Source organism: Marinitoga lauensis, assembly GCF_004135675.1.
Taxonomy (GTDB): domain Bacteria; phylum Thermotogota; class Thermotogae; order Petrotogales; family Petrotogaceae; genus Marinitoga; species Marinitoga lauensis.
Genome location: NZ_QHLX01000008.1, coordinates 1 through 22,726, shown reverse-complemented (window position 1 = coordinate 22,726; position 22,726 = coordinate 1). Strand labels below are relative to the sequence as shown.

29 protein-coding genes and 4 pseudogenes are annotated in these 22,726 nt (G+C 29.1%); 2 read left to right on the top strand and 31 right to left on the bottom strand.

Features of this window, described 5'->3' with window-relative positions; all coding sequences use genetic code 11:
* Positions 1-43 precede the first annotated feature (43 nt).
* The 31 genes and pseudogenes from DJ007_RS16375 to DJ007_RS13065 form a co-directional block, all read right to left on the bottom strand.
* Positions 44-451, bottom strand: coding sequence for an FAD binding domain-containing protein (locus tag DJ007_RS16375; protein ID WP_206076385.1), 408 nt, complete (start codon positions 449-451; stop codon positions 44-46).
* A gap of 32 nt (positions 452-483) precedes the next feature.
* Positions 484-879 (bottom strand): FAD binding domain-containing protein, encoded by a 396-nt coding sequence (locus DJ007_RS16370; RefSeq protein ID WP_206076384.1) that lies wholly within the window; start codon positions 877-879, stop codon positions 484-486.
* Positions 876-1,342, bottom strand: a pseudogene (locus DJ007_RS13190) ((2Fe-2S)-binding protein). Before DJ007_RS13190 ends, DJ007_RS16370 begins: the two are co-directional and overlap by 4 nt.
* Positions 1,326-1,760: a threonine synthase gene (locus DJ007_RS19500; RefSeq protein ID WP_276318794.1), complete on the bottom strand. Its 435-nt coding sequence runs from the start codon at positions 1,758-1,760 to the stop codon at positions 1,326-1,328. The pseudogene DJ007_RS13190 and the gene DJ007_RS19500 overlap by 17 nt, the downstream one beginning before the upstream one ends.
* A 32-nt stretch (positions 1,761-1,792) precedes the next feature.
* Positions 1,793-2,554, bottom strand: a complete 762-nt coding sequence (locus DJ007_RS19495; RefSeq protein WP_206076383.1) for a threonine synthase — start codon at positions 2,552-2,554, stop codon at positions 1,793-1,795.
* Between the two features lie 195 nt (positions 2,555-2,749).
* Positions 2,750-4,453 (bottom strand): annotated as a pseudogene (locus DJ007_RS13180) (NADH-dependent [FeFe] hydrogenase, group A6).
* Positions 4,454-4,522: 69 nt separating this feature from the next.
* On the bottom strand, positions 4,523-4,810 hold the full coding sequence (locus DJ007_RS18370) for an NADH-ubiquinone oxidoreductase-F iron-sulfur binding region domain-containing protein (protein WP_240739641.1): 288 nt from the start codon (positions 4,808-4,810) through the stop codon (positions 4,523-4,525).
* 351 nt (positions 4,811-5,161) lie between these two features.
* Positions 5,162-5,607: pseudogene (locus DJ007_RS18365) on the bottom strand (complex I 51 kDa subunit family protein); the annotation flags it as partial.
* Positions 5,544-5,729: a hypothetical protein gene (locus DJ007_RS18360; RefSeq protein WP_240739632.1), complete on the bottom strand. Its 186-nt coding sequence runs from the start codon at positions 5,727-5,729 to the stop codon at positions 5,544-5,546. The gene DJ007_RS18360 and the pseudogene DJ007_RS18365, both read right to left, overlap by 64 nt.
* Before the next feature lie 86 nt (positions 5,730-5,815).
* A complete protein-coding gene (locus tag DJ007_RS13170) occupies positions 5,816-6,160 on the bottom strand; it encodes an NADH-quinone oxidoreductase subunit NuoE family protein (protein WP_240739631.1) in 345 nt (114 codons plus the stop codon).
* 177 nt (positions 6,161-6,337) lie between these two features.
* Positions 6,338-8,299, bottom strand: coding sequence for a peptidylprolyl isomerase (locus DJ007_RS13165; RefSeq protein WP_129409993.1), 1,962 nt, complete (start codon positions 8,297-8,299; stop codon positions 6,338-6,340).
* Between the two features lie 71 nt (positions 8,300-8,370).
* The gene (locus tag DJ007_RS13160; RefSeq protein WP_129409992.1) at positions 8,371-9,345 is read right to left on the bottom strand and encodes a thiamine pyrophosphate-dependent enzyme; all 975 of its coding nucleotides are present in this window, start codon (positions 9,343-9,345) and stop codon (positions 8,371-8,373) included.
* A 16-nt stretch (positions 9,346-9,361) separates the two neighbouring features.
* On the bottom strand, positions 9,362-10,531 hold the full coding sequence (gene porA, locus DJ007_RS13155) for a pyruvate ferredoxin oxidoreductase (RefSeq protein ID WP_129409991.1): 1,170 nt from the start codon (positions 10,529-10,531) through the stop codon (positions 9,362-9,364).
* 15 nt (positions 10,532-10,546) lie between these two features.
* Positions 10,547-10,855, bottom strand: a complete 309-nt coding sequence (locus DJ007_RS13150) for a 4Fe-4S binding protein (RefSeq protein WP_129409990.1) — start codon at positions 10,853-10,855, stop codon at positions 10,547-10,549.
* On the bottom strand, positions 10,848-11,423 hold the full coding sequence (locus DJ007_RS13145; RefSeq protein ID WP_129409989.1) for a 2-oxoacid:acceptor oxidoreductase subunit gamma family protein: 576 nt from the start codon (positions 11,421-11,423) through the stop codon (positions 10,848-10,850). Before DJ007_RS13145 ends, DJ007_RS13150 begins: the two co-directional genes overlap by 8 nt.
* A 26-nt stretch (positions 11,424-11,449) precedes the next feature.
* Complete coding sequence (locus DJ007_RS13140; RefSeq protein WP_129409988.1) at positions 11,450-13,036, bottom strand: glycoside hydrolase family 57 protein; 1,587 nt, start codon at positions 13,034-13,036, stop codon at positions 11,450-11,452.
* 4 nt (positions 13,037-13,040) lie between these two features.
* Positions 13,041-13,829, bottom strand: coding sequence for a DUF4912 domain-containing protein (locus DJ007_RS13135; protein ID WP_129409987.1), 789 nt, complete (start codon positions 13,827-13,829; stop codon positions 13,041-13,043).
* A gap of 243 nt (positions 13,830-14,072) precedes the next feature.
* The gene (locus tag DJ007_RS13130; protein WP_129409986.1) at positions 14,073-14,591 is read right to left on the bottom strand and encodes a ComF family protein; all 519 of its coding nucleotides are present in this window, start codon (positions 14,589-14,591) and stop codon (positions 14,073-14,075) included.
* The gene (locus DJ007_RS13125; RefSeq protein WP_129409985.1) at positions 14,578-15,852 is read right to left on the bottom strand and encodes a HEAT repeat domain-containing protein; all 1,275 of its coding nucleotides are present in this window, start codon (positions 15,850-15,852) and stop codon (positions 14,578-14,580) included. Before DJ007_RS13125 ends, DJ007_RS13130 begins: the two co-directional genes overlap by 14 nt.
* Position 15,853: 1 nt before the next feature.
* Positions 15,854-16,291, bottom strand: coding sequence for a hypothetical protein (locus DJ007_RS13120; RefSeq protein WP_129409984.1), 438 nt, complete (start codon positions 16,289-16,291; stop codon positions 15,854-15,856).
* A complete protein-coding gene (locus DJ007_RS13115; RefSeq protein WP_129409983.1) occupies positions 16,288-16,830 on the bottom strand; it encodes a hypothetical protein in 543 nt (180 codons plus the stop codon). Before DJ007_RS13115 ends, DJ007_RS13120 begins: the two co-directional genes overlap by 4 nt.
* Position 16,831: 1 nt before the next feature.
* Positions 16,832-17,074, bottom strand: coding sequence for a DNA-directed RNA polymerase subunit omega (locus tag DJ007_RS13110; RefSeq protein WP_129409982.1), 243 nt, complete (start codon positions 17,072-17,074; stop codon positions 16,832-16,834).
* A gap of 2 nt (positions 17,075-17,076) precedes the next feature.
* Positions 17,077-17,700, bottom strand: coding sequence for a guanylate kinase (gene gmk / locus DJ007_RS13105; RefSeq protein ID WP_129409981.1), 624 nt, complete (start codon positions 17,698-17,700; stop codon positions 17,077-17,079).
* Positions 17,697-17,990 (bottom strand): DUF370 domain-containing protein, encoded by a 294-nt coding sequence (locus DJ007_RS13100; RefSeq protein WP_014297016.1) that lies wholly within the window; start codon positions 17,988-17,990, stop codon positions 17,697-17,699. The genes gmk and DJ007_RS13100 overlap by 4 nt, the downstream gene beginning before the upstream one ends.
* Positions 17,991-18,019: 29 nt before the next feature.
* Positions 18,020-18,895, bottom strand: coding sequence for a YicC/YloC family endoribonuclease (locus DJ007_RS13095; RefSeq protein WP_129409980.1), 876 nt, complete (start codon positions 18,893-18,895; stop codon positions 18,020-18,022).
* A 58-nt stretch (positions 18,896-18,953) separates the two neighbouring features.
* Complete coding sequence (locus tag DJ007_RS13090) at positions 18,954-19,454, bottom strand: sensor histidine kinase (protein ID WP_206076382.1); 501 nt, start codon at positions 19,452-19,454, stop codon at positions 18,954-18,956.
* 5 nt (positions 19,455-19,459) lie between these two features.
* Positions 19,460-20,065: a histidine kinase dimerization/phospho-acceptor domain-containing protein gene (locus DJ007_RS13085; protein WP_165974183.1), complete on the bottom strand. Its 606-nt coding sequence runs from the start codon at positions 20,063-20,065 to the stop codon at positions 19,460-19,462.
* Complete coding sequence (locus DJ007_RS13080) at positions 20,028-20,285, bottom strand: hypothetical protein (RefSeq protein WP_206076381.1); 258 nt, start codon at positions 20,283-20,285, stop codon at positions 20,028-20,030. Before DJ007_RS13080 ends, DJ007_RS13085 begins: the two co-directional genes overlap by 38 nt.
* A gap of 251 nt (positions 20,286-20,536) precedes the next feature.
* Positions 20,537-20,913 (bottom strand): annotated as a pseudogene (locus tag DJ007_RS18355) (response regulator transcription factor).
* 12 nt (positions 20,914-20,925) lie between these two features.
* Positions 20,926-21,120 carry a hypothetical protein gene (locus DJ007_RS13070; protein WP_129409976.1) on the bottom strand — a complete coding sequence of 65 codons (195 nt, stop codon included), beginning with the start codon at positions 21,118-21,120 and terminating at the stop codon, positions 20,926-20,928.
* A 35-nt stretch (positions 21,121-21,155) separates the two neighbouring features.
* Positions 21,156-21,374 carry a hypothetical protein gene (locus DJ007_RS13065; protein WP_129409975.1) on the bottom strand — a complete coding sequence of 73 codons (219 nt, stop codon included), beginning with the start codon at positions 21,372-21,374 and terminating at the stop codon, positions 21,156-21,158.
* Between the two features lie 149 nt (positions 21,375-21,523).
* Between DJ007_RS13065 and hslV the strand changes: the two genes are divergently transcribed.
* Both hslV and DJ007_RS13055 read left to right on the top strand, forming a co-directional pair.
* On the top strand, positions 21,524-22,057 hold the full coding sequence (hslV, locus tag DJ007_RS13060) for an ATP-dependent protease subunit HslV (protein WP_129409974.1): 534 nt from the start codon (positions 21,524-21,526) through the stop codon (positions 22,055-22,057).
* Complete coding sequence (locus tag DJ007_RS13055) at positions 22,054-22,341, top strand: hypothetical protein (RefSeq protein ID WP_129409973.1); 288 nt, start codon at positions 22,054-22,056, stop codon at positions 22,339-22,341. Before hslV ends, DJ007_RS13055 begins: the two co-directional genes overlap by 4 nt.
* The last annotated feature ends 385 nt before the right edge of the window (positions 22,342-22,726 follow it).

The window sequence follows — 22,726 nt, the reverse complement described above, 5'->3', positions numbered from 1 at the left end:
ACGCTTTTCGGCCTATAATATTCTTTAATCTCAATCACACCTATCACCCTTCCCTGCTAAATTTATAATAAGCTTTAATCAATAAATTCTTTACCATTTTCTTTCTATACTCTGCAGTAGCTCTTACATCGGTTATTGGATTTATATTTTGCATATATTTCTCACCAAACTCTTCAAATGTTTCTTTAGAAAATTTTTTACCTATCATCTCTTTTTCCAATTCTTTAAACCTCATTACTGTTGGTCCAACAGAACCATATGCAATTTTTATATCTTCTATAGTATCATTGTTGAGTTTTAATAATACCCCTATACTAATAATAGCAATATTCATTGCATTCCTTTTTCCAACCTTTTCATAATAGTATTCATACTCACTTCTATCTCTTAATTCAATAGAACTTATAAACTCTTCTGGTCTCAACGCTATCTTTCCAGGACCTGTTACCAATTTTGAAATCTTTATTTTTTTATTTGATGGTTTTATCTTTGCATAACCCTGAACAAGTATGTTGCAAGCAAAAAATCTCCAGCAGGAGATGCATTTGCTATATTTCCTATAGGTGTTGCTCTATTTCTAATTTGTGGAGAACCTATCTTTCTTATTATTTCAACCACCATTGGATATTTTTTTACAAACTCATCATTATTCAATAATTCACTATATGTGGTATTCATTGAAATAATTACTTTATTTTCATCGAACTTTATATCCCTTTTTTCAAGACCTTTAGTATCTATCACAACTTCTGGAGTGCATACTTTTGCTCTCATTTTAACCATTAAATCTGTCCCGCCTGATAGTAATTTAGCATTATATTTGGATTTTAATTCACTAATTTCGTCTATTGATTGAGGTTTATAATATTTAAATTTCACTTTTTCTCACCTCGTTTTTCTGCGGCTAATTTTACTGCTTCTATTATTTTAGTATAACCTGTGCATCTACATAAATTTCCTTCTAATCCTCTTTTATATCTTCTTCTGTGGGATGTGGCTTATTCTCCAATAATACCTTAGTAGACATAATAAATCCCGGTGTGCAAAAACCACATTGAATTGCACCCTTTTCTACATATGAATCTTGAATTATTGTATCTCCTGTTTCGTTTAATCCTTCAAGAGTCCATACTTCCTGACCATCTAATTCAACAGCTAACACCATACATGAGTTAACATTCTTGCCATTTAAAATAATAGTACATGCTCCGCATTCACCCTCACCACAACCTTCTTTTACAGAAGTCATTCGCATATCATCCCTTAAAAAATCCAGAGCCCTTTTATATTCTAAAACATCATATTCCACATATTTACCATTTAATTTAAATCTTATTTTCATATTCTTCAATCACCTCTCTAACTGCATTTATATCTGGTTTTACTTTTCTTAATTTGACAAATTTTTCTATTGCTTTTACATCTTTCAATCCATTTCCAGTAATAACTATAGCAACTTTAGAATTCTTATCAAGATTTGCAGATATCTTTTTCAGTCCTGCATAAGATGTTGCTCCTGCAGGTTCTCCAAATAATCCTGTTTTTAATGATAATTCATAGATAGCATCTAATATTTCTTCATCAGTTACAGAAATAAAATATCCTCCACTTGCTTTTACATATTTACAGGCTTTAATTACATCTCTTGGCTTACCAACACTTATACTATCTGCAATAGTCTTTGTCTCAATATCATCAGGAATAAATGGTTCTCCCTTATCAAAAACTCGTTTTACTGCTGCAGCTCCTTCAGCCTGCACACCAATTATTTTAGGAATTTTATCTATTAATCCTAATTGATAAAAATCATAAAATCCCTTGTAAAATGAACTAATAACTGTCCATCTCCAACACTAACTAAAAGATAATCTGGCACTTCCCAATCATTTTGAACAGCTATTTCCAGAGCACCTGTCTTCTTTCCTTCTAACAAATAAGGATTTATTGCTGAATTTCTACAATACCAACCCTTTTCCTCACCAATTTTCATTGATATATCAAATGCCTCATCATAACTTCCATCAATAGGAATAACCTTTGCACCATATATAAATAATTGAGAAATCTTTGCAATAGGTGCCGAAGCTGGTAAAAATATATAGGTTTTTAACTTTGTTGGAGCACTTAATCCTGATAGAGAACTTGCTGCATTTCCTGTAGATGCACAATATATCGTGTCATATTCTTTTTCATATGCTTTGGTTATTGCCACTGCCGAAGCCCTATCCTTATATGAAGCTGTTGGATTTGTACCATCATATTTAATAAGCAATTTTTTTATACCTAATTCTTCAGCTAATTGCGGAAAAGCATATAATGGCGTTCCACCTACATGTAGTGGAGTTCTATAACTATTTTCTTCTATTGGTAAAATTTTCTCAAACTGCCATATGTTTTCATATTTTGAAAATTCTTCCCTACTTACTTTTATATTTTCATAATCATATATAACTTCTAACGTTCCCAATCTGTCTCCGCATTTAGGACAGGTATATTCAACATCATCTGGTTCATATATTCTTCCACAGGTAATACATCTTAATTTGTATTTCATCCCTTTCCTCCTATTTTTTTAATTTTTCATCTATATTAAATTTTACATTATTTTATACTTAAATTAAACCTTATTTAAACCTTTTTGCAATTGAATATAATCAATAATACTCGATTATCCCTCTTAATTGCCTTTTTTGTAAAATACAATATAAAATAACGAGACCCAAAGGCCTCGTTATTTAAATATATTTTATTAATTCCTTGCCATATAATGTGTATGAAGATAATGATGCGCAATCTCACTATTTGGTTCTCCGAGAAAATCTTCATATAATTTTTTACTGCTGGATTTTCATGTGATTTTCTTAATTTAGAATCATAATCTATTTCATATATTGCTTCCATCCTTTTAAGCAATACTTCTTCTGTAGTAGGAATTGGTTGTCCGCCACCACCTATACATCCACCAGGACATGCCATGAATTCAACAAAGTGATATTCTACTTCACCATTTTTCATTTTTTCAAGTAGTTGCCTTGCCTTGCCTAAAGTATTAACAACAGCAACTTTAATTATTTTTCCATTAATTTCAACTTCCGCTTCTTTTACACCTGCTAATCCTCTTACCGACGTAAAATCTAATTTTTCAAGCTCTTTACCTGTTAATATTTCATATGCTGTTCTTAAAGCGGCTTCCATAACTCCTCCTGAAGCTCCAAAAATAACTCCTGCACCCGTTGATATTCCAAAAGGAGCATCATATTCTTCTTCTGGTAAATTTTTAAAGTCAATACCAGATTCTTTTATCATTTTCGCTAATTCCTTGTTGTTAATACATAATCAACATCTCCTGCTAATTCCGGTCTATGCATTTCAAATTTTTTTGCTGTACATGGCATAATTGAAACAACAACCAATTTTTCTTTTGGAACTCCTAATTTTTTAGCATAATAATGTTTTGCAACTGCACCAAACATTTGCTGAGGTGATTTTGCAGATGAGAGATGCGGTAAAAATTCAGGATAGTTATGTTCTATAAACTTTATCCAGCCTGGACTGCATGATGTGAATAATGGAAGTTTTCCACCTTCCTTAAATCTATGTATAAACTCTGTACCTTCTTCTACTATAGTTAAATCTGCAGTAAAGTTTGTATCAAAAACTTTGTCAAATCCCAAAAGTCTTAATGCTGCTACTAATTTTCCTGTTGAAATTGTTCCCGGTTCCAATCCAAACGGCTCTCCAATTGCGACTCTAACCGCAGGCGCTGTTTGCACAACAACAATCTTTTCTGGATCATTAATCACCTTCCATACTCCATCTATATGGTATACTTCATGCAAAGCACCTGTTGGACAATTCATAACGCACTGGCCACAATTCGTACAATCAACATTCCCATACCTTCATCCATAAATGTTGTTACTATTGTATTTGGACCTCTATTTGCAAATGTGAATATATTAACGCTCTGAACTTCAGAACATGTCCTAATACATCTTCCACACACAATACATTTTGTTGGTTCTCTTACGATGGAATAACTTGAAAAATCCGTTGGTAGATTTTTTCTACTGGAGGTATATTTATTTTGTTACCCTATTTCTTCTGCAATTGTTTTTAATTCACAACTCGTAGCTTTAGGACAGGTTAAACAATTTAATTCACAACTAATACCATGCGAAGCAACTATTAATTGCATAATTGTTTTTCTTACTTTTCTTACTTTTTCAGAATGCGTTTTTATTTTCATTCCTTCACTGATTTTTACCGCGCATGACGGCACCAATGTTTTTGATCCTTCAACTTCTACAACACACAATCTACACCCACCATATGGCTCTTTGCCCTCCATATAACATAACGTTGGTATTTTTATATTAGCTTTTTTTACAGCTTCTAAAATAGATATATTTTCTGGCATATCATATTCTCTATTATTAATAGTGATTTTCATCTATCTCACCTCCGGTGAAAAAAATAATTTTAAAAAATTTCTTATTTTTATTTCAGAGATAGATTTCATCTATCTCACCTCTTCATAAAAAAATTTATCTAAAAGAGAATAAATAAAATTAACAGAAGACTGCCCAAATCCACATCTGGCAGCTAATAAAATTGCTTCTCTTAATTCACCTATTATCTTTTTATATTTTTCTTTATATCCTTTTTTCTTTAATTCTAACAATATTTCTTTTATATTTCTATTTCCTTCTCTACATGGGAAACATGTCCCACATGTCTCTTTTACAAAGAAATCAGAAACATTAAGTAAAATATCAACCAGATCATGTTTATTGGACACAACTATCATACCGCCAGAACCTACCGAAGATCCTGCAGCTTCCAAATCTTCGTATGTATACAATACATCTATTTCATCATATTTTAATATTGAAGTTGCCAACCCTCCTGGAACAACAAAATTTAATTCATCTTTCGTTCCACCAGCTAATTCGATAATATCTTTTAGTGTACCTTTACCAAATTCTATTTCATAAACATCTGGCAATTTGACATCTCCACTGATTGAAACCAATTTTGTTCCTCTACTTTTTTCTGTTCCCATTTTTGAATAAATATTTTCATCATATTTCATAATTTCTGCAACCGTTGCTAATGTTTCAACATTATTTACTACAGTTGGCTTATCATATAGTCCTCTTTGAACAGGATATGGTGGTTTTATCCTTGAAAATCCTCTTTTACCTTCTATCGAATTAATCAATGACGTTTCATCTCCACAAACATATGCACCTGCACCCTTAACTAATTTTAATTCAAAACTAAAATCACTTCCTAATATATTTTTCCCAAGCAATCCTCTGTGATAAGCATCCTTTATTGTTTTCTCGAAAATATCTATTGCTTTAGAGTATTCTCCTCTAATGTATATATATCCATAATTTGCTTTAACAGCATATGCAGCTATTATTATTCCCTCTAATACTTTAAATGGCATATTTTCAAGCAAAAATCTATCTTTAAATGTTCCTGGTTCCCTTCATCAGCATTGCAAATTAAAAATTTCACATCATCCTTTTGAGCTAATGCAAATTCCCATTTTTTTCCAGTAGGAAACCCTGCTCCACCTCTACCCTTAAACCTGATTCGGTTATTTTTTTCACAATATTTTCAGAATTCATTTTTAAAGATTTTTTCAATCCTGGAAATTCATAATTTTCCATTGATTTATCAAGATCTGATTTTAAAAATATTTTTTCTTCTATCATTTTATCACCACCTTATATACATTCTTTTAAAATAGAAATTGCTTGTTGTGGAGTAAGTTTCGTATAAATCTTATTATTTACAAGCATTACCGGACCCTCCCGCAATGTCCAAGGCACTCAACAACCTCAAGTGTAAATTTCTTATCCGCAGTAGTTTCACCCGATTCAATTCCCAAAAATTCCTTTATCATTTCAACTACACTCTCTGAATTGTTCAGATGACACGAAAGACTATCACATACCCTAACAATGTATCTTCCTCTCGGTTTAACATGTAACATAGAATAAAAAGAGATTACACCATAGACCTGAGATTTTGGCATATTCCTCGTTTTAGCAATTCTAATAATTTGTTCTTCCGGAATATACCCATATGTATCTTGAATATCATGCAGTTCTTCTAATAAGGTTTTTTCATAAAATTTTTCCATAATATTCACCCCCTCAATTATATATTACTACTTTATTAAAAAAATAACAAATGTATTGATAAGCGATAAAATGAAATTATTCACTATAATAAACATTTACACGTTATTAACGTTCTTTTTTCACTTTGTTAACATAAACACAAAACCCGGAAAATCCGGGTTTTGGTTTCCAATAAATTATTTACTTGTTGGTGTTGCGTTTTTTGATTCTTGATATTCTTTTTCTGCTTCTTCTATCATTTTATCTATTCCAGGATATTTTGGATCAAGTTTTTTGATTTCTTCAAGATATCCTATCTTTGAGAATGTATCCTGGCTGAATGTGTCATTAAAATCTATTAATGTTTCTAATGCTTCTAATCTTGTTTCAGTTGATGCTTTTGAGAAAGCCACTCTATTTAAATTAAAGCTTATTTCTCTTAATTGTTGCCCAAAATATTGGAACATAGCATTTGCATCAATATACTTTAAATATTGTTTATATGTGTTTATTTTATTTTCAGAATATTTCAAAGCAACTTCAGGTTTTTCTGGTGCTTCTTGATAATAATAATCAATTGTTTTCGTTGAGCTCGGATATTCTGCAAATAATTCATCTAACACTTTTACTCTCTTTGACTTTAATTCATCTAATTCTTTTTGTAATTCTACCTTACCTTTTGCTATTTCTTCATCTGTATATCCCTTTAATTCATTTTTAAGATTTAAGAAATCTTTTGCATCTTCGTATTTAAATCTTTCTTTTAATAATTTTGTATATTCTTCGCCTTGAACATTTTTCATTTTTTCACTTAATTCTTCATACTTCTTATTAATTTCGTCAATACCTAATTTAAGAATATTTTCATCCACATCATCTTTTAAAGTTAAGTATTTTGTGAATTTGTCTAATCTTTCATTTAAAATACTTTTTAATAAATTGGTAGCATTTATGTATAATGCCATTTCATTAGCTGATGCATTAACAGCTAATTCTCCATTATCAAATACAAGTTTTTCAATTGATGATATAAATTCTTTTATTTTATTTTCATCTTTTGATTTTGATAATTCATTATATTCATCATATGCTTTTAAATCTTCATCAAGGAAATCCAATCCTAATTTTTCTTTATTTTTGTATTCTTTTAACCAGGAAACAAACTTATCGTTTTTTAAAGTTTTTTCAATTTCAGAATATATTTCTGGATATTTATCCATAATGTCTTCTGGTTTGTTAAACACTTTTTTATCCTGAACTCTAATTATGTGATATCCATAGTTAGTTTTAACTGGACCAACTAACTCTCCCACTGTAGCATTAAATGATGCATCTTCAAATTCTTTTACCATTGTATTGTGTTTAAACCAACCTAATTCTCCACCACTTGTAGCATTTGATGTATCTTTAGAATATTTTGCAGCAGCATCTTCAAAGGTTATTTCTTTATTTTTTATCATTTTCATTATTTTATTTGCGGTAGCTTCGTCAGATACAAGAATGTGTTGTGCTTTTACTTCCTCATATTTTGATTTTAAATCTGAAAAATTATCCTTTAAATACTTCAATCCTTCTTCTTTAGATATATTTGAAACACTATTTTTTACTCTATCAATAATAAATTGTGTTTTATATGCATTTTTATAGTTTGCTTTAATCAAGTTTCTTAAATTCTCTTCACTCTTGTAATAATCTAAATATTTTTTCCAATTATCAGGATTTTCTTTTAATTTTGCGATTTGATCATCAATGTATTTATTAAATGCTTCTTCAACTTCTTTGTCGGTTGGCATTAATCCATTATTTTCAGCGTAATACTCAATTACTTTTATATCAAATAATTGTTTTGCTGCAGTATACGATAACATCAATTCATCAAATACAGGATCTAATTTTTGACCATAAGATGTATATTGTTGTCTCATTTGTGAAACTTCATCATTTACTTCATAATCCATTATCCAATATGGGTAATCTAATTCTGTTCCATCTTTTGTAATAACAGCTACTGCATTATCTCTTGATGGTTTACTGGAAGCTGCTTTTACTTTTGATGCACCTAAGTAGGCTGCAATTGACCACCAAACAATACCTGCTGTAAATAATACTACAATTATAATTACAATTGTCTTTTCCCATTTAACAAACCAATCTCTCATCTAAAAACCCCCTCTATTCCTACATGTTATAATAGTCTAAAAACCGGGGTATCCCCGGTTTTTGTTTTTTATTATCTTAAGTACATACCTTTTGTTGCTTCTTCAAATTTTAACAATCTTTCCCATCTTGTATCTACATATTTTTGCATTTCTTCAATTACTTCTTTATATTCTGGATGTTGTAATGCTTTTCTAAATCTTCCAATTGATCTAATGTATTCTTCAATTGGTTTAAAGTTTCTTGGTTTTCTTGTAATTTTATAAACACCTCTGTCAATTTCATATAATGGCCAATATTTTGTTTCTACTGCCAATTTTGTGATTTTTGGTCCATCACTTTCTGGAATTCTCCAGAATCTTACACATGGAGCTAATACAGCAATAAATGCTGGTCCTTCATGTTTTAAACCTTTTTCAACTTTTGCCATAAAATCAAATGGGTCTGATGTTGAAGCGGTTGCTGCATATACATTTTCATGAGCACCTATTATTTCAACTATATTTTTCTTAAATTGTACTTTACCTGTTTTTACTTTTCCTACTGGTTCAGTTGTTGCATCAGCACCTGGAGGTGTAGAACCTGATCTCTGGTTACCAGTGTTCATATATCCTTCATTGTCGTATAAGATGTATAAGAAATCGTGTCCTCTTTCTACAGCACCTGATAATGATTGAAGACCTATATCATATGTTCCACCGTCTCCACCAAATGCTATGAATTTTATTGGTTTATCTGTTTTTAGTTTTCCTCTATTTTTTAATGATCTATATGCAGCTTCTGCACCAGAAATAGTTGCTGCTACATTTTCAAATGCGTTGTGAATATATGGTACATTCCAGGCTGTAAATGGATATATTGTTGTAGAAACTTCTAAACATCCAGTTGCTGCACCTACTACTGGTTCATATCCTAATGCTTTTGCTGTCATTGTTGCCCACTTTGCTACCATCGGCGCATTACATCCTGGACATAATCTATGACCTTGTGTAAAAGGCCAGTCTTCTTTAGCTACCAAATTAATTAATTGTTTCATATTTACAGGCACTATTGTTCACCTCCAATTATTCTTTTAAACCAAGATATCTTTCTTCATTTGGATCTAATTCACCTTTCATTGCTTCTTCAAATGGAATGTGTAACATAGCTGGAGTTACATCTCTTCCACCCAAACCATATACATATGAACCAATCATTGGTCTTTCTTTTGCTTCATATAACGCTGATTTAACTAATGAGTATAATGGTGCTTCTTTACCAAATGACATAGCTCTATCAAGTACAACAACTGCTTTTCTACCATCAAGAGCTTCTAAAAATTCTTTTTTAGGGAATGGTGTAAATACCCATGGTTTTATTAACCCTGCTTTAATACCCTTTTCTCTTAATTCATCAACTACATATTTAGCTGTTGATGCTGCAGAGTTCATAACAACCATTACATATTCAGCATCTTCCATTTTATATAAATCTAAGAAGTCATATTTTCTTCCTGAAATCTTTTCGTATTCAGCAAATACTTCTGGTAATGCTTTGTATGCATTTTTTAAACCTTCCTGTTGTTGTCTGTGGTGTTCAAAATAATAATCAAATAAATCTAATGGACCATGTGTTATTGGATTGTCAACATCCAATAATGGATATTTAGGTTCCCATTGACCAACAAAATCTTTAACTACTTCATCATCTAAGATTTCTACACCTTCAACACCATGTGAAGTAATAAAACCATCTAAGTTAACCATAGCAGGAGTTAAAACTTCTTCTCTTTCTGCTAATTTTGTTGCTATTATAGTTAAGTCATAAGCTTCTTGAGAATTTTCACTCATTAATTGAATCCATCCAGCATCTCTTACTGCATAAGCATCTGAGTGATCACCGTGAATATTTATTGGCCCTGACAATGCTCTGTTAACTATAGGCATTACAATTGGTAATCTCATTGATGCTGCTATATATACAATTTCAAACATTAATGCTAAACCATTAGCTGCTGTAGCTGTCATTGTTCTTGCGCCTGCTGCTGCTGAACCTACTACAGCACTCATTGCAGAGTGTTCTGATTCAACTGGAACCATTACTGTATCAACAACTCCATCAGCTACAAATTGTGCAAAATATTCAACAATTGGAGTTTGGGGTGTTATTGGATATGCAGCTACAACATCTGGATTAATTTGTCTCATTGCATGAGCAACTGCAGCTGCACCAGTTATTGCTAACTTTGTAGGCATTTATATTCAACCTCCTTATTTTAAAAATTCCGTTTCAGGTTTCATTGTTATTGCGTTAACAGGACAAACTTTTGCACATGTTCCGCAACCTTTACAATAATCATAATTAAATCCTACCATTTCTGTTTTTCCATCTTCTTTAACAATACCATCTATAGCCATATCTGGACAATATAACCAGCATTGCATACAATTGATACATGCATCTTTATCTACAATAGGTCTCATTATTCTCCATGTACCTGTATTGTATTCTCTTGCTGTAGCTGGTTTATCTATTACTCCAGCAATTGGCATTTCTTTCCAGCTATCATATTTAGGCATCGCCTTTCACCTCCTGATAACCTCTTTCAACTGCTCTGATATTTGCTTCAACTATTTCAGGTCCAAATTTTTTCTCAAATGTTTTTTTAACTTTTTCCTTTACTACTTCTAAAGGAACTACATTTGTTAATTTAACTAAAGCACCAATCATAACAGTGTTTGGTATACCTCTTTTAATTTCCTCTAAAGCTATATCTGTTGCTGGAATTGTATATATTTTTCCTTTGAATCCTGTTTTTTCTCTAACTTTTTCTGGAGACATAACTGTGTTAACTAACATAATTTTGTCTTCTGATAATCCTGCTGTTAATTCAGGCAATCCTAGCATCGTGTCATCAAAGATTACAACAACATCTGGATTTTCAATACCGCTTCTTATTCTAATTGGAACATCTGCAATTCTGTTAAATGCTTTCATTGGCGCTCCGGATCTTTCAGCACCATATTCTGGGAATGCTGTAGAATATTTTCCTGCTTCTACGGCTGCTTCTGTCAAGAATTGTGATGCACTTTTTGCTCCTTGACCAGCTCTTCCATGCCATCTGATTTCAAAATATTTTTCTGGCACTCTTATGCCCTCCTTTCAAATATTGATCACATAATGTCACTATAATCAATGTTATCAAAAATTTTATCCACCCACATATAATATTTTAACTTATTTTTTTCAATTTTTCCACTCTCAAGCATTGCATTAAGTTCAAAAAAACGTTTCACATGTGTTTTTATTCTGTTAACTGCATATTCTACCGTTGTACCTGAACTTATAATAAATGCCCAATCACTTGATTGCGCCAGCATTAGCTCTTTTATCATCAATAATATAATATTCTTTTCCTGTTCTTTCCACTTTTTATCAATTTTCTTTTTCAATATTTCTACCATTTCATAAATAGCTGGATATATCCAATCATTATTTCCATTTATCCATTCCTCAAAAAAGCCATTTATTCCCCATGAAGATTTTGCTGGTGTTGTTACCTGTACCTCCTCTATTTCAGATAAAATATTTTGTGGATGTTTTAGCTCAATAACATTAGAATTATACACATATTCTATTACTTTTTCTAGAAACATAATGCCTTCATACCACCAATGTCCAAAAAATTCTGTATCAAAAGCATATGTCATAACAGGATTTAATTCTGGATACTTTTTATTCAGTTTTTTTACCTGAGTTACTCTTTTTTGAACAAAATCATTTGCATCTTCTTTCACTGCAGCATATGCTTCATCAATGTCATACAATAATTTATCAAAAAGTTCTTTATCTTTACCTGTAATTTTATGATATTTTATTCCAGTGTTACATCTCACACCACTTTTATCAATATAATCTTTTATATATTCATAGTCTCTATCAAAACCTATATCTCTATAAAACTCCCTATATCTTGGATCATTTAAATACCCTGATTCTGTATCAAAAATTTCAACATTATTTTCCTTGTCTCTCGAAAAAACAAACATTTTTGAATTAGTAATAACTGGATTATATACATCATAAATTGGATATGGATTTCCATATATCAATCCTTCTTTTTCGACAAAAAAATATTCCAGACCAAATTCTTTCAAATAACTATCCAGACCTTCATAATACCCCATCTCTGGTAACCAGAACCCTTTTGGGTTATGTCCAAAAACTTTTTTAAATGTTTCTAAACCATATTTAATTTGCATTTTTATAATTTCTGGATATTCCGAATATAATGGTAATACTGCATGAGTTGCAGATGTGGTAATTAGTTCTAAATATCCTTTACTTTCATATTCTTTAAATGCATTTAATATATTTTTATTATATTCTTTTTCAAAAATTTCCAGAATTTCTTTAAAGTTATTCCTATAATAATCTGCCATTTTATGCTTTATCAACTCTTCATCTTTGGTTGTTTCATATTCTTTTTCTGATAGTTCTATAATTTTTTTTAGATATCGAACATATTTTTCCTGTAAATCTATACTATTTAGCATTTCTATCAATGTTGGTGAAAAACTCATAGTTAGTTTGAAGTCAATTTCTTTTCTCTCAAGATTTTTAAACATTCTAATAATAGGAACATATGTTTCTGTTATTGCTTCAAATAACCATCTTTCTTCCATAAATTCTTCATAATCCGGATGTCTAACATACGGCAAATGCGAATGCAACACAAAAAGTATTTTTCCTTTGTTCATTTTTTTATCCCCTGTTTAAGGAATATAGATTCCAGACAAAAGACCCTCCACCTGATATTGGAGGTCTATCTCCCAATTGAGGTAATGTCATATTACCATTAGCTATACTTGGAATTTTTTCTATAATATTAATATTTAGTTTTTTTCTTATTTTTTTCTTTTTGGCTGTTTTTATATTGTAAAAAACTATATTTTCTGAAATATTTAAGTTGTCAGATGGCATTTTTAATTTATTACTTTTAATTAAAGGTATAAAATTCCTTTCATAATCTATATATCCTATTTCTCCTATATATTCCGCATTTGAAGAAGGTACAAAAAAATAATAACTCTTATATTCCCTTAAATCATTTGTAGATTCATAAATTCTATTTGCTTCATCTATTGAAAAATCTTTATTTGTTATATCATAAAATCTCATAATCATCTTGGTGTTTTCTGGTATTTTATTTATTTTCATCAACAATTCTTTTGAAAAGTTCCAGAATGCAAATATCCAATTTGCATTAATACTGGTTATTACAAGTAAATTTTCATTAAGTAAATTGTTTTTATTTTCTACTAAATCTATCCTACCAATTCTCGGCATTTGATACGATAATTGATTCGATGTATCCGTTATCAAACCTTCCTCTTTTAATTGCAATAATTTATTTTTAATAACTTTTATTATATCTTTTTTTCTCATTGATCTTTTAAGCTTAATACCCATATTTTTTGCTATGTTTCTTAATTCTTGAATACTTGGTTCCTCATTTTCTAAAAGTCTGGAAAGTTTTTTGTCTATTATCATAATTCAACCCCAATTAATTTTTTCCAACCTTTTAAATTGTATCATATATTTTTTTTTAGCAAACAGCAAAAACAAAAAGAATTCTAAACATAATCATGTTTATTCAATACTCATAACATGAATTCACGTTTGTTAAAGGTTATATATTTTTTACATTCCTGCAAAGAATAATTGGTGTAACCTCTCCTTTAATAATATTAACCGCTTCTTTAATCGTTGCTCCGGTAGTGTAAACATCATCTATTAATATATATTCTTTATTTTTATTGTTATATTCTTCAAAATAAATTTATTCTTTATCTGATTTATTCTTTCAAAATAAGATTTTGTTTCAACTTGTGTTTTTGAATATCCTTTTTGTATTTTTAACTTTTTTCTTAAAGAAAATCCAGTAATCCTAGAAAATTCTTTTGCAATCAAATATACAGGATTGTATCCTCTTATTTTTAAATGTTTTTCTATTGATGGAATATATAATATTTCTGGAAAACTATTGAGTTCAATATTATAATATTTATATGTTTTATATATCATTTTTGCGAAAATATTCGCAAAATGTGTATTTTGTTTAAATTTAAATTCTTTAATAAGCCTTGATAACGGCTCTTCATATAATCCTGCAAAATAAATTATTTTATTATTTCTATTTATAAATGAAGGCTGAAAAAGCGAGTCTTCACATGACTCGCAGATTAATTTGCTAAAATTTATATTTTTACCGCAAACTGCACATTTATTTGGAAATATATCATTCAAGAACATTGGGTACTACCTCTGGATTTAATTTCAGTAGTGTTGTTAAAGCTGTTAACTTCAATTTTCCATTTTCACTTTCATCTTTTAAAATATTGTAAGGCGTTTCCCAAAAATTGTTCGCTTTTAATATTTTTAGTATACTCAGCGCATTTTTTCTTAAATTTAATGGATATATTTTATTTTCGGCAATTTTAGCTACTTCCATAAGAAATTGTTCTGCTTTTAATTTTTTTATTATTTGTAAAGCATAATTTTTTCTTTTTACTGATAGAGATTCTAAAAATTCTGGCACTTTTTCAAGAAGTGTGTAATCAAGAAAATGCAATAAATAAGACACTGCTCCTGATAACAGTTCGTCCTCAACAACATTTAATAAACTCCTTGCATAATCTACATAATTCATATCATCTTTTTCCATTGCCAGTTTAAATCCAAAATTTTTTATTTTTGATATTTCAGAGTCAATAAACTTATCAACAATCCAATCCTGTACTATATCATTACCACAAATTTTCTTTCCTTTATTTACTAATTCAAACAATATCTCTATATCATTTTCTTCATCTATATTTTTATTGAAAAAAGTCTTGGAAATTTCACAGGGTAATCCAGATAAATATTTTATTATTATTAATTTCATTTCTTTATTTGCATTATTGTATATTTCATTAAATGTATTATATACAGTAACAGAATCATTTGATTCAAAAAAACGTTTTAATATAAGCTTTTTTAAAGACAAAGGTACTTCATCTGACAAAATAACCTCACTAATATTATCTGTAATATTTAACAATACTTTTATTTGCGGGTTAGGATCATCCTTAAATTTATCTTTTATTTTGTCAATATCTTCAGGATAATACTCAATAAAAGAACTCACAAGTTGAAATCTAACCTTAAAATCTGGGTCTCTTGTTAATGGATATATTTCTTCAAACTCTTCACACCCCAATGAGAGATATAATTTTACAGCTTCTTTCCTTATTATTGGAGATATATCAGAAAATAATTCTTTTAATATTGTACAGTCCAATTTACCCATTTTTTCAAGATATTTTAAAGCTGATATCCTTACATTAGGACTATTATCTTTTAACATTTCATGCATATGCGTAATTTCAACTTTTTGTTTAGATAACTCCTGAATAGACTTTGCTTTCACTGTAGAAACACTTGATTCCAGCAATTCAAGGTATAATCTCATATTATCATGTCGTATTTTCTCCTGTAAAATTTTATATGCTTCTATAATTGGATTAGACATTTTACCACTCCTCAGAATAAATATTTAATTCATAATTTTCCAATTGAAATTTTAATATCTTATCCTCTTTTCCTATATCGACATTCTTACCTGTATAAAAATATTCATATGTTCTTCTATTATATTTATCTATAAATATCATTCTTAAATAATTAGAATATTTTTCTATTCGCAATCTTTCATTATTTCTACGTTCAAACTCAAAATATTTTTTATATCCTGCATCTTTGAAATCAACCGTTTCAACTTTTATATCATCTCTAAAAAAACGAAATAGATTCACAAGGCTATTCTCTACATTTATTACATTAAAATTTATATATAAAATTTCTTTAAACATAATAATTGTCCTTGCAAATAAAGCAAGGACAATTATAGATAGTATTGAAATTAAAATCAATGATATTGATGTTTCCAACATAAGATATCCTTTTTTCATTTTATTGGCTCCGAAAAGAATAGTGAAAAATCCTTTCTTCCATTTAAAAATCTGAATTGAATCTTTAAATCATCAATAAAATCTTCTGGAGGCGGAACTATATAGGTTATTTTAAAAAACATATAATCCACAAGATTTGTAGAATACTCTTTTTGAGATAATGGATACCCAAATCCAGCTTTTAAAGCTAAATTTTCAAGATTAAATCTTAATCCCGAATACATTAAAAATATACTTCTATTTTGAGTAGCTTCTTTTGTAATTCTATCGTTAAACCATGCAATTCCAAAGTCTATATTGCTGTTGTTATTTATCTTTAATATAGAAGTACTAATATCTATTACTGTCAAAAAATCAAAAGAAGGTGTACTAACATAGGTCACATCACTGGAAAATTCAAAATTACTTTCTTCAAGACCTAATTTTAGAGCCATATTCCAGTTATTTTCACCTGTTAATATAGACATTCCTATATCAAAATTAACAGAAAATATTATTAAGCTAAACAAAAGAAATAAAAAAAGAAGAGTTTTTTTCAATTTATTTCACCTCAGGTTTATATTCCTCAAGTTTATCTTTATTCTTTAATCTTACATGTCCCTTTTCAATTTCCTTAAAAGCTATAGTAACTAAATTATTGTCAGAAGTTTTAACAAGTGGTTTCGCAGTTGCATCAAAACCTTCTTCTTTCAAAATTTGAACCCTTTTAGCAACCATAATAGGAACAACATATTTAAATCCTACTTTTTTCATAATTTCATCATAATTAAAATCCATTGACATCTTTATTCCTCCTCAAATTTAAAAAATGAATATTTCCCAAGGTGCTCTGTTACCCTTTCTGTTTTTATCTGTTCAGCAATAAAAATAGATATTAATTGATTTATAGCTTCGTTTAAATCTTCATTTACTATAAGATAATCAAACTCATTAATTTTAGAAAGTTCCCACTTTGCATCTGCAAGTCTAATTTTCAAATCTTCTTCTTTTTCTGTTCCTCTATTCATTAAACGCTTCTTTAATTCCGAATATGATGGTGGAGCTATAAATATCAATACTGTTTCTTTGGGCATTTTTCTTACTACATTTAAAGCTCCTTGAACATCAATATCAAGAACTATATTCATTCCCTCATTAATTTTATCTTTTATGTATTTTTTGGAGGTTCCATATTTATGACCGTGAACTTCAGCATATTCTAAAAATTCATCATTTTCAACCATCTTTTCAAAAGTTCTTTCATCAATGAAAAAGTAGTCTTTTCCATCTTTTTCACCGGGCCTTGGTGGCCTTGTTGTATATGATACAGAAAAACTAAAACCTTCAAGTTTAGACATTGCATTCTTTATAATTGAAGACTTTCCAACTCCGCTTGGACCACTAACAACATAGAGAATCCCCTTTGTCATTTAGAGTATACCTCTCTCCTTATTTTTTCCAATGCACTTTCAACATCATAGAAATTTTGCATAAACCTTCCACTTATAGTTTCTGGTTGAATAGCGCTTAAAATAATATGATTACTATCTGTGATTACTATAGCTCTTGTTTTTCTTCCATATGTTGCATCTATTAATTTACCTTCTTCTTTTGCTATATCCTTTAACCTTTTTAATGGTGATGATTCAGGATTAACAATAGCAATTACCCTATCACCAATTACAACATTACCAAAACCAATATTTATTAAACCGTACACAACTTACACCTCCGATAATAAATTTATTATTAATGGATATTTTGTACCTGTTCTTTTATCTTATTTACATGTAATCTTCCATCAATAGACAATGCTGTTATTTCTTTCAATTTAGATTTTGAAGCTATTGTGTTAAATTCCCTATGCATTTCCTGAGCCAGAAAATCAAGATTTTGCCCCAATGATTCAAGATTTGACCCGGAAACCTCTCTAAATTTTTTCACATGCATTTTCAATCTATCTATTTCTTCTGTGATATCTCCTCTTTCTAATATAAGTGCTATTTCATATTCCAACCTTTCTTTATTATATTCTATTTCTAAATCAAGATCTTTCAATGATTCTTTTAGCTTTTCTTTATAATACTCTTTCATTTTTGAAGAATGTTTTTCTATTTGAATTGTAATTTCTTCTATTTTATCAACATACCCCATTAAAACTTTATATATCTTTTCTCCTTCAGATTTTTGGGTTTCAATAACCTTTTCCACACCTTTAAGAAGAACCTGTTCTAAACCTTTCCATATTAATTCTAAATCTTTTTCATCAATTGAATATTTCATTATTTCTTTAAATCTAATTAATAAATCCAGATTAGGCAAATCGCTTAAATGAAGATATTGCGCAAGCTCATTTAATGCATCATAGTAAGATTTTGCAAGTGCTTTATCTATTTTGATTATATCCTTTGGCTGTAATAATCTAATATCTATATATACGTTCAGGGAGCCTCTTTTAAAATGTTTTTTTAATATATCATTTACCTTTAATTCCAGAGATGAATATATCCACGGCAAATTCGTTTTTATATTTAAGTGTTTTCCATTTAATGATTTTATTTCTACCGTATAACTATAATTCCCAATATTTTCCTCTATTCTTCCGTAACCTGTCATACTTCTCATATTTTCACCTCTTTTTATTATACCATTATACACCAATTTCTTTAAAAAATCAAAATATTTAAGAAAATTTAATCTTAAATGTACTTCCTTTGCCTATATCACTTATAACCTCTATTTTTACCTTAATTTTTTCGCTTATTCTTTTGGCAATAGACAATCCTAAACCAAAACCTTTTGTTGAACGAGATTTGTCAGATTTATAAAAACGCTCAAATATTTTAGGTATTTCTTCTTCGGCAATCCCAGGACCCCTATCAATAATTTCAATTGCACGATCTGATAATTTTATAAAAATTTCATTTTCATTATTCAACTCAGTATATTTAATTGCATTTTCTATTATGACTTTAAGCAATATGCTCAAATAATCCTTATTGGTATTTATATATACATCTTTTAAGTCTGTCTTTATTTTTACATTTTCGTTTTTATAAATTCCTATAATTTTTTCAATTACCTCTTTTAAATTTACTTCTTCAAATTTTATTTCTTCATCAGCTTTAGTCAACAACAATAAGTTTTCCACCATTTCTTTTAAATAATTTGATGATTCTTTCATATTATTTAATGACTCATAAAAGACTTCTTTATCCTCTTTACCCATCTTTCAATTAATTTAATATATCCAATTATTGAGGTTAATGGTGTTCTCAACTCATGAGAAACATCAGAAACAAATTGTTTTTGTAATTCATATCCTTTATTTATCTTTTCTAACATTGAATTTATATTCTTTGTTAATGTGTGGAATTCTATAAATTTTTGCTCTGGAATTCTTTTATCCAAACTCTCTACATTTATTTCAGATATTTCTTTTGATATTTCAAGTAAAGGTTTTAAAGATTTCTTTGCAAAATAATAAGAAATAAAAATAGAAATTAAAATGCTTATTAAACTAAGCCTGAGAGATAATAAATTAAAGGTTCCAAGTAAGGCTGTGTATTCTAACGAAGGTCCACCTATTATCAAATCAGAATCTCCAAAAACTCTAGTTTTAATGAAAATATAATATAACCCATCTTTTTTATAAACTGCAAAATCTTTTTTCATATGATAAATTTCATCGTTTACAATACCGTATGGATCATTTAGTACGATTCCATCTAAAATCACCACTTTATTTGATATTATACTATTTTTTAACCTTTCCGAATCCTTTAATACATTCATATTTCTCATCATTGCCCCATTCTTTCACCGGGAATGGTTGTGAAATTTTTTCTATTTGTTGCTTTAATATAACAGCATAAGATCTTACAGATATTCTCTCAACAAAATATCTTAACGAAAAAATAATCGCTAATAAAACAACTATCATTACTATAGTATATATAATTGTAAGATTTACAACAACACTTTTTTTACTCTTCTTTAAAAACGTATCCAACACCTCTCACTGTTTTTATTTTTTTCCTTCCTTACCCAATTTTTTCTTAAGTAATTAACATAGACCTCAACTAAATTAATATTCTCTGGATCATCATATCCCATATTTCCTCAAGCAATTTTTCTTTTGAAATTACACTATTTTGTTAATCAATAAAAATCTTAATAAATTAAATTCTGTAAGTGTTAAGTTTATTTCTTTGTTATTTACCTTCACTTCCATTTTTTCCGAATCCAACTCAATATTAGAAACTTTCAAAACATCATGTTTCCCAATCTTCTGAGCAAAGCTTCTATTCTTGCCAGCAATTCTTCAATTTCAAATGGTTTTACAATATAATCATCTGCTCCAGCTTTTAATCCTTCAACTCTTGAAGGTAAATCACCACGAGCTGTAAGCATTATAATTCCAACATTATGATCATAACTTCTAATAGAATCCGCTATTTCCATACCATCTATTCCGGAAGCATTAAATCCAATATTATAATATCTGGTTTAAATGCTTCATATTTTTCCAATCCTTCTCTTCCATCATTTGCTACTTCAACAGAAAATCCTTCATGTTTTAATTCCAATTCCAATAATCTTGAGATACTTCTATCATCTTCTATTACTAAAACCTTAAACACACAATCACCTTCTTAATAAGTAAATCCAACATATAGTTCCTTTAATGTTGTTTCAATTATCATATAACCACCAAAATTTTCTAAAAAAAATTTTATTCCATATTTTGTCGAAAAATCCAGATTAGATGATACCGGTTGTTCAATAATAATGGATGCCTCTCTTTTTCCAAATGTTGCCATTATAGAAAACTTTGTGTTATAATCCACTGTATCTATTAACGTGCTAAAATCAAATGTTCCTTTTAAATCATATAAATAATATCTGATAAACGGAAAAGAAAATCCTGAATCAAATCCATACTTAATGTTAGAAACATCCTTAAAAGATAAAACCCATCAAATCTCCCTGTTACATCATTAAAAGTTGGTATAACTATATCCAGCGAAAACACTGATTTTGCTGTAAATCCTACATTAATAATCATTATAGATAGCACAAAAATTAAAAATACCTTTTTCATCTTTTTACCCTCCTTATGTTATAATAATACTCGTAATCTAAATAAAATTATAGTTTATTTACTTTACAAAACAATTAAACCATATTATAACTAATTATAATATACTATTCTTAAAAACTGCTTAATTTTAAAATAGCGAGGTGTTTAAAATGGAATTTAGAGGAACGACAATAGTCGGAATCAGAAAAAATGGAAAAACTGTTATTGCTGGTGATGGTCAAATAACACTTGGTAATACTATATTTAAAGGAACTGCAAGAAAGGTTAGAAGATTGGGTGAAGGAAAAGTTATAGCCGGTTTTGCAGGCTCAGTAGCAGATGCTTTAGCGTTATTTGAAAGATTTGAAACAAAGTATCGCGCAAATGCTGGAAATTTGTTAAAAGCCGCTGTAGAATTATCAAAAGATTGGAGAACAGATAAAGTTTTAAGAAAATTAGAAGCTATGTTATTGGTTGGTGATAAGGACTATTTATTATTAATTTCAGGAAATGGTGAAGTTATCGAACCGGAAGAAAATGTAATGGCTATAGGTTCAGGTGGCCCCTATGCTTTAGCTGCTGCAAAAGCTTTATTAAATAATACAGACTTAGATGCAGAAGAAATTGCAACAAAAGCCTTAAAGATAGCCGGTGAAATATGTATATATACAAATCAAAACATCACTGTGGAGGTTATTGAATGAAAGAAAAAGTCTGGGTAGTAGATAATGAGGTATTAGAGGATATAGAATTTTATAATGGTTTTACTATAGTTGAACAAAACATACTTGAAAAGATTTTTAATAATGCTTATTTCATAGATAGAGAATTGGCAGAAACAGATGAATCAAAAAAACAAATAATTCCATACGTTGTTATAAAAAATGAAAATAATGAGATTTTAGTAGTTCAAAGAACGAAAAATCAGACAGAAAAAAGATTACATAATTTATATAGCGTTGGAATTGGGGGCATATTAATCCAATAGATGGAAATGAAAATAAGGAATTAACGTTTTACAACGGGTTAAATAGAGAATTAAATGAAGAATTATATATTGATAAATTAAAATCCTTAGAATATGTCGGGTTAATACTTGATGACTCAACAGAAGTTTCAAGGGTTCATCTTGGTATTTTATTCATAGGATATGTTACTAATGCAGATATTAGAGAAAAAGAAAACTTTAATGAAATATGGCTAAATGAAAAGGATTTTAAAAACTTCGATGGAAATTTTGAAGGTTGGTCAAAAATCGCGTTACGCGCGCTTGAGGTGATTTAATGCTTTTAAAAGCATTTGCAAAGGTTAATTTATTTCTTGATGTGGTTGAGAAAAGAAATGATGGATACCATAATATAATTACTCTATTT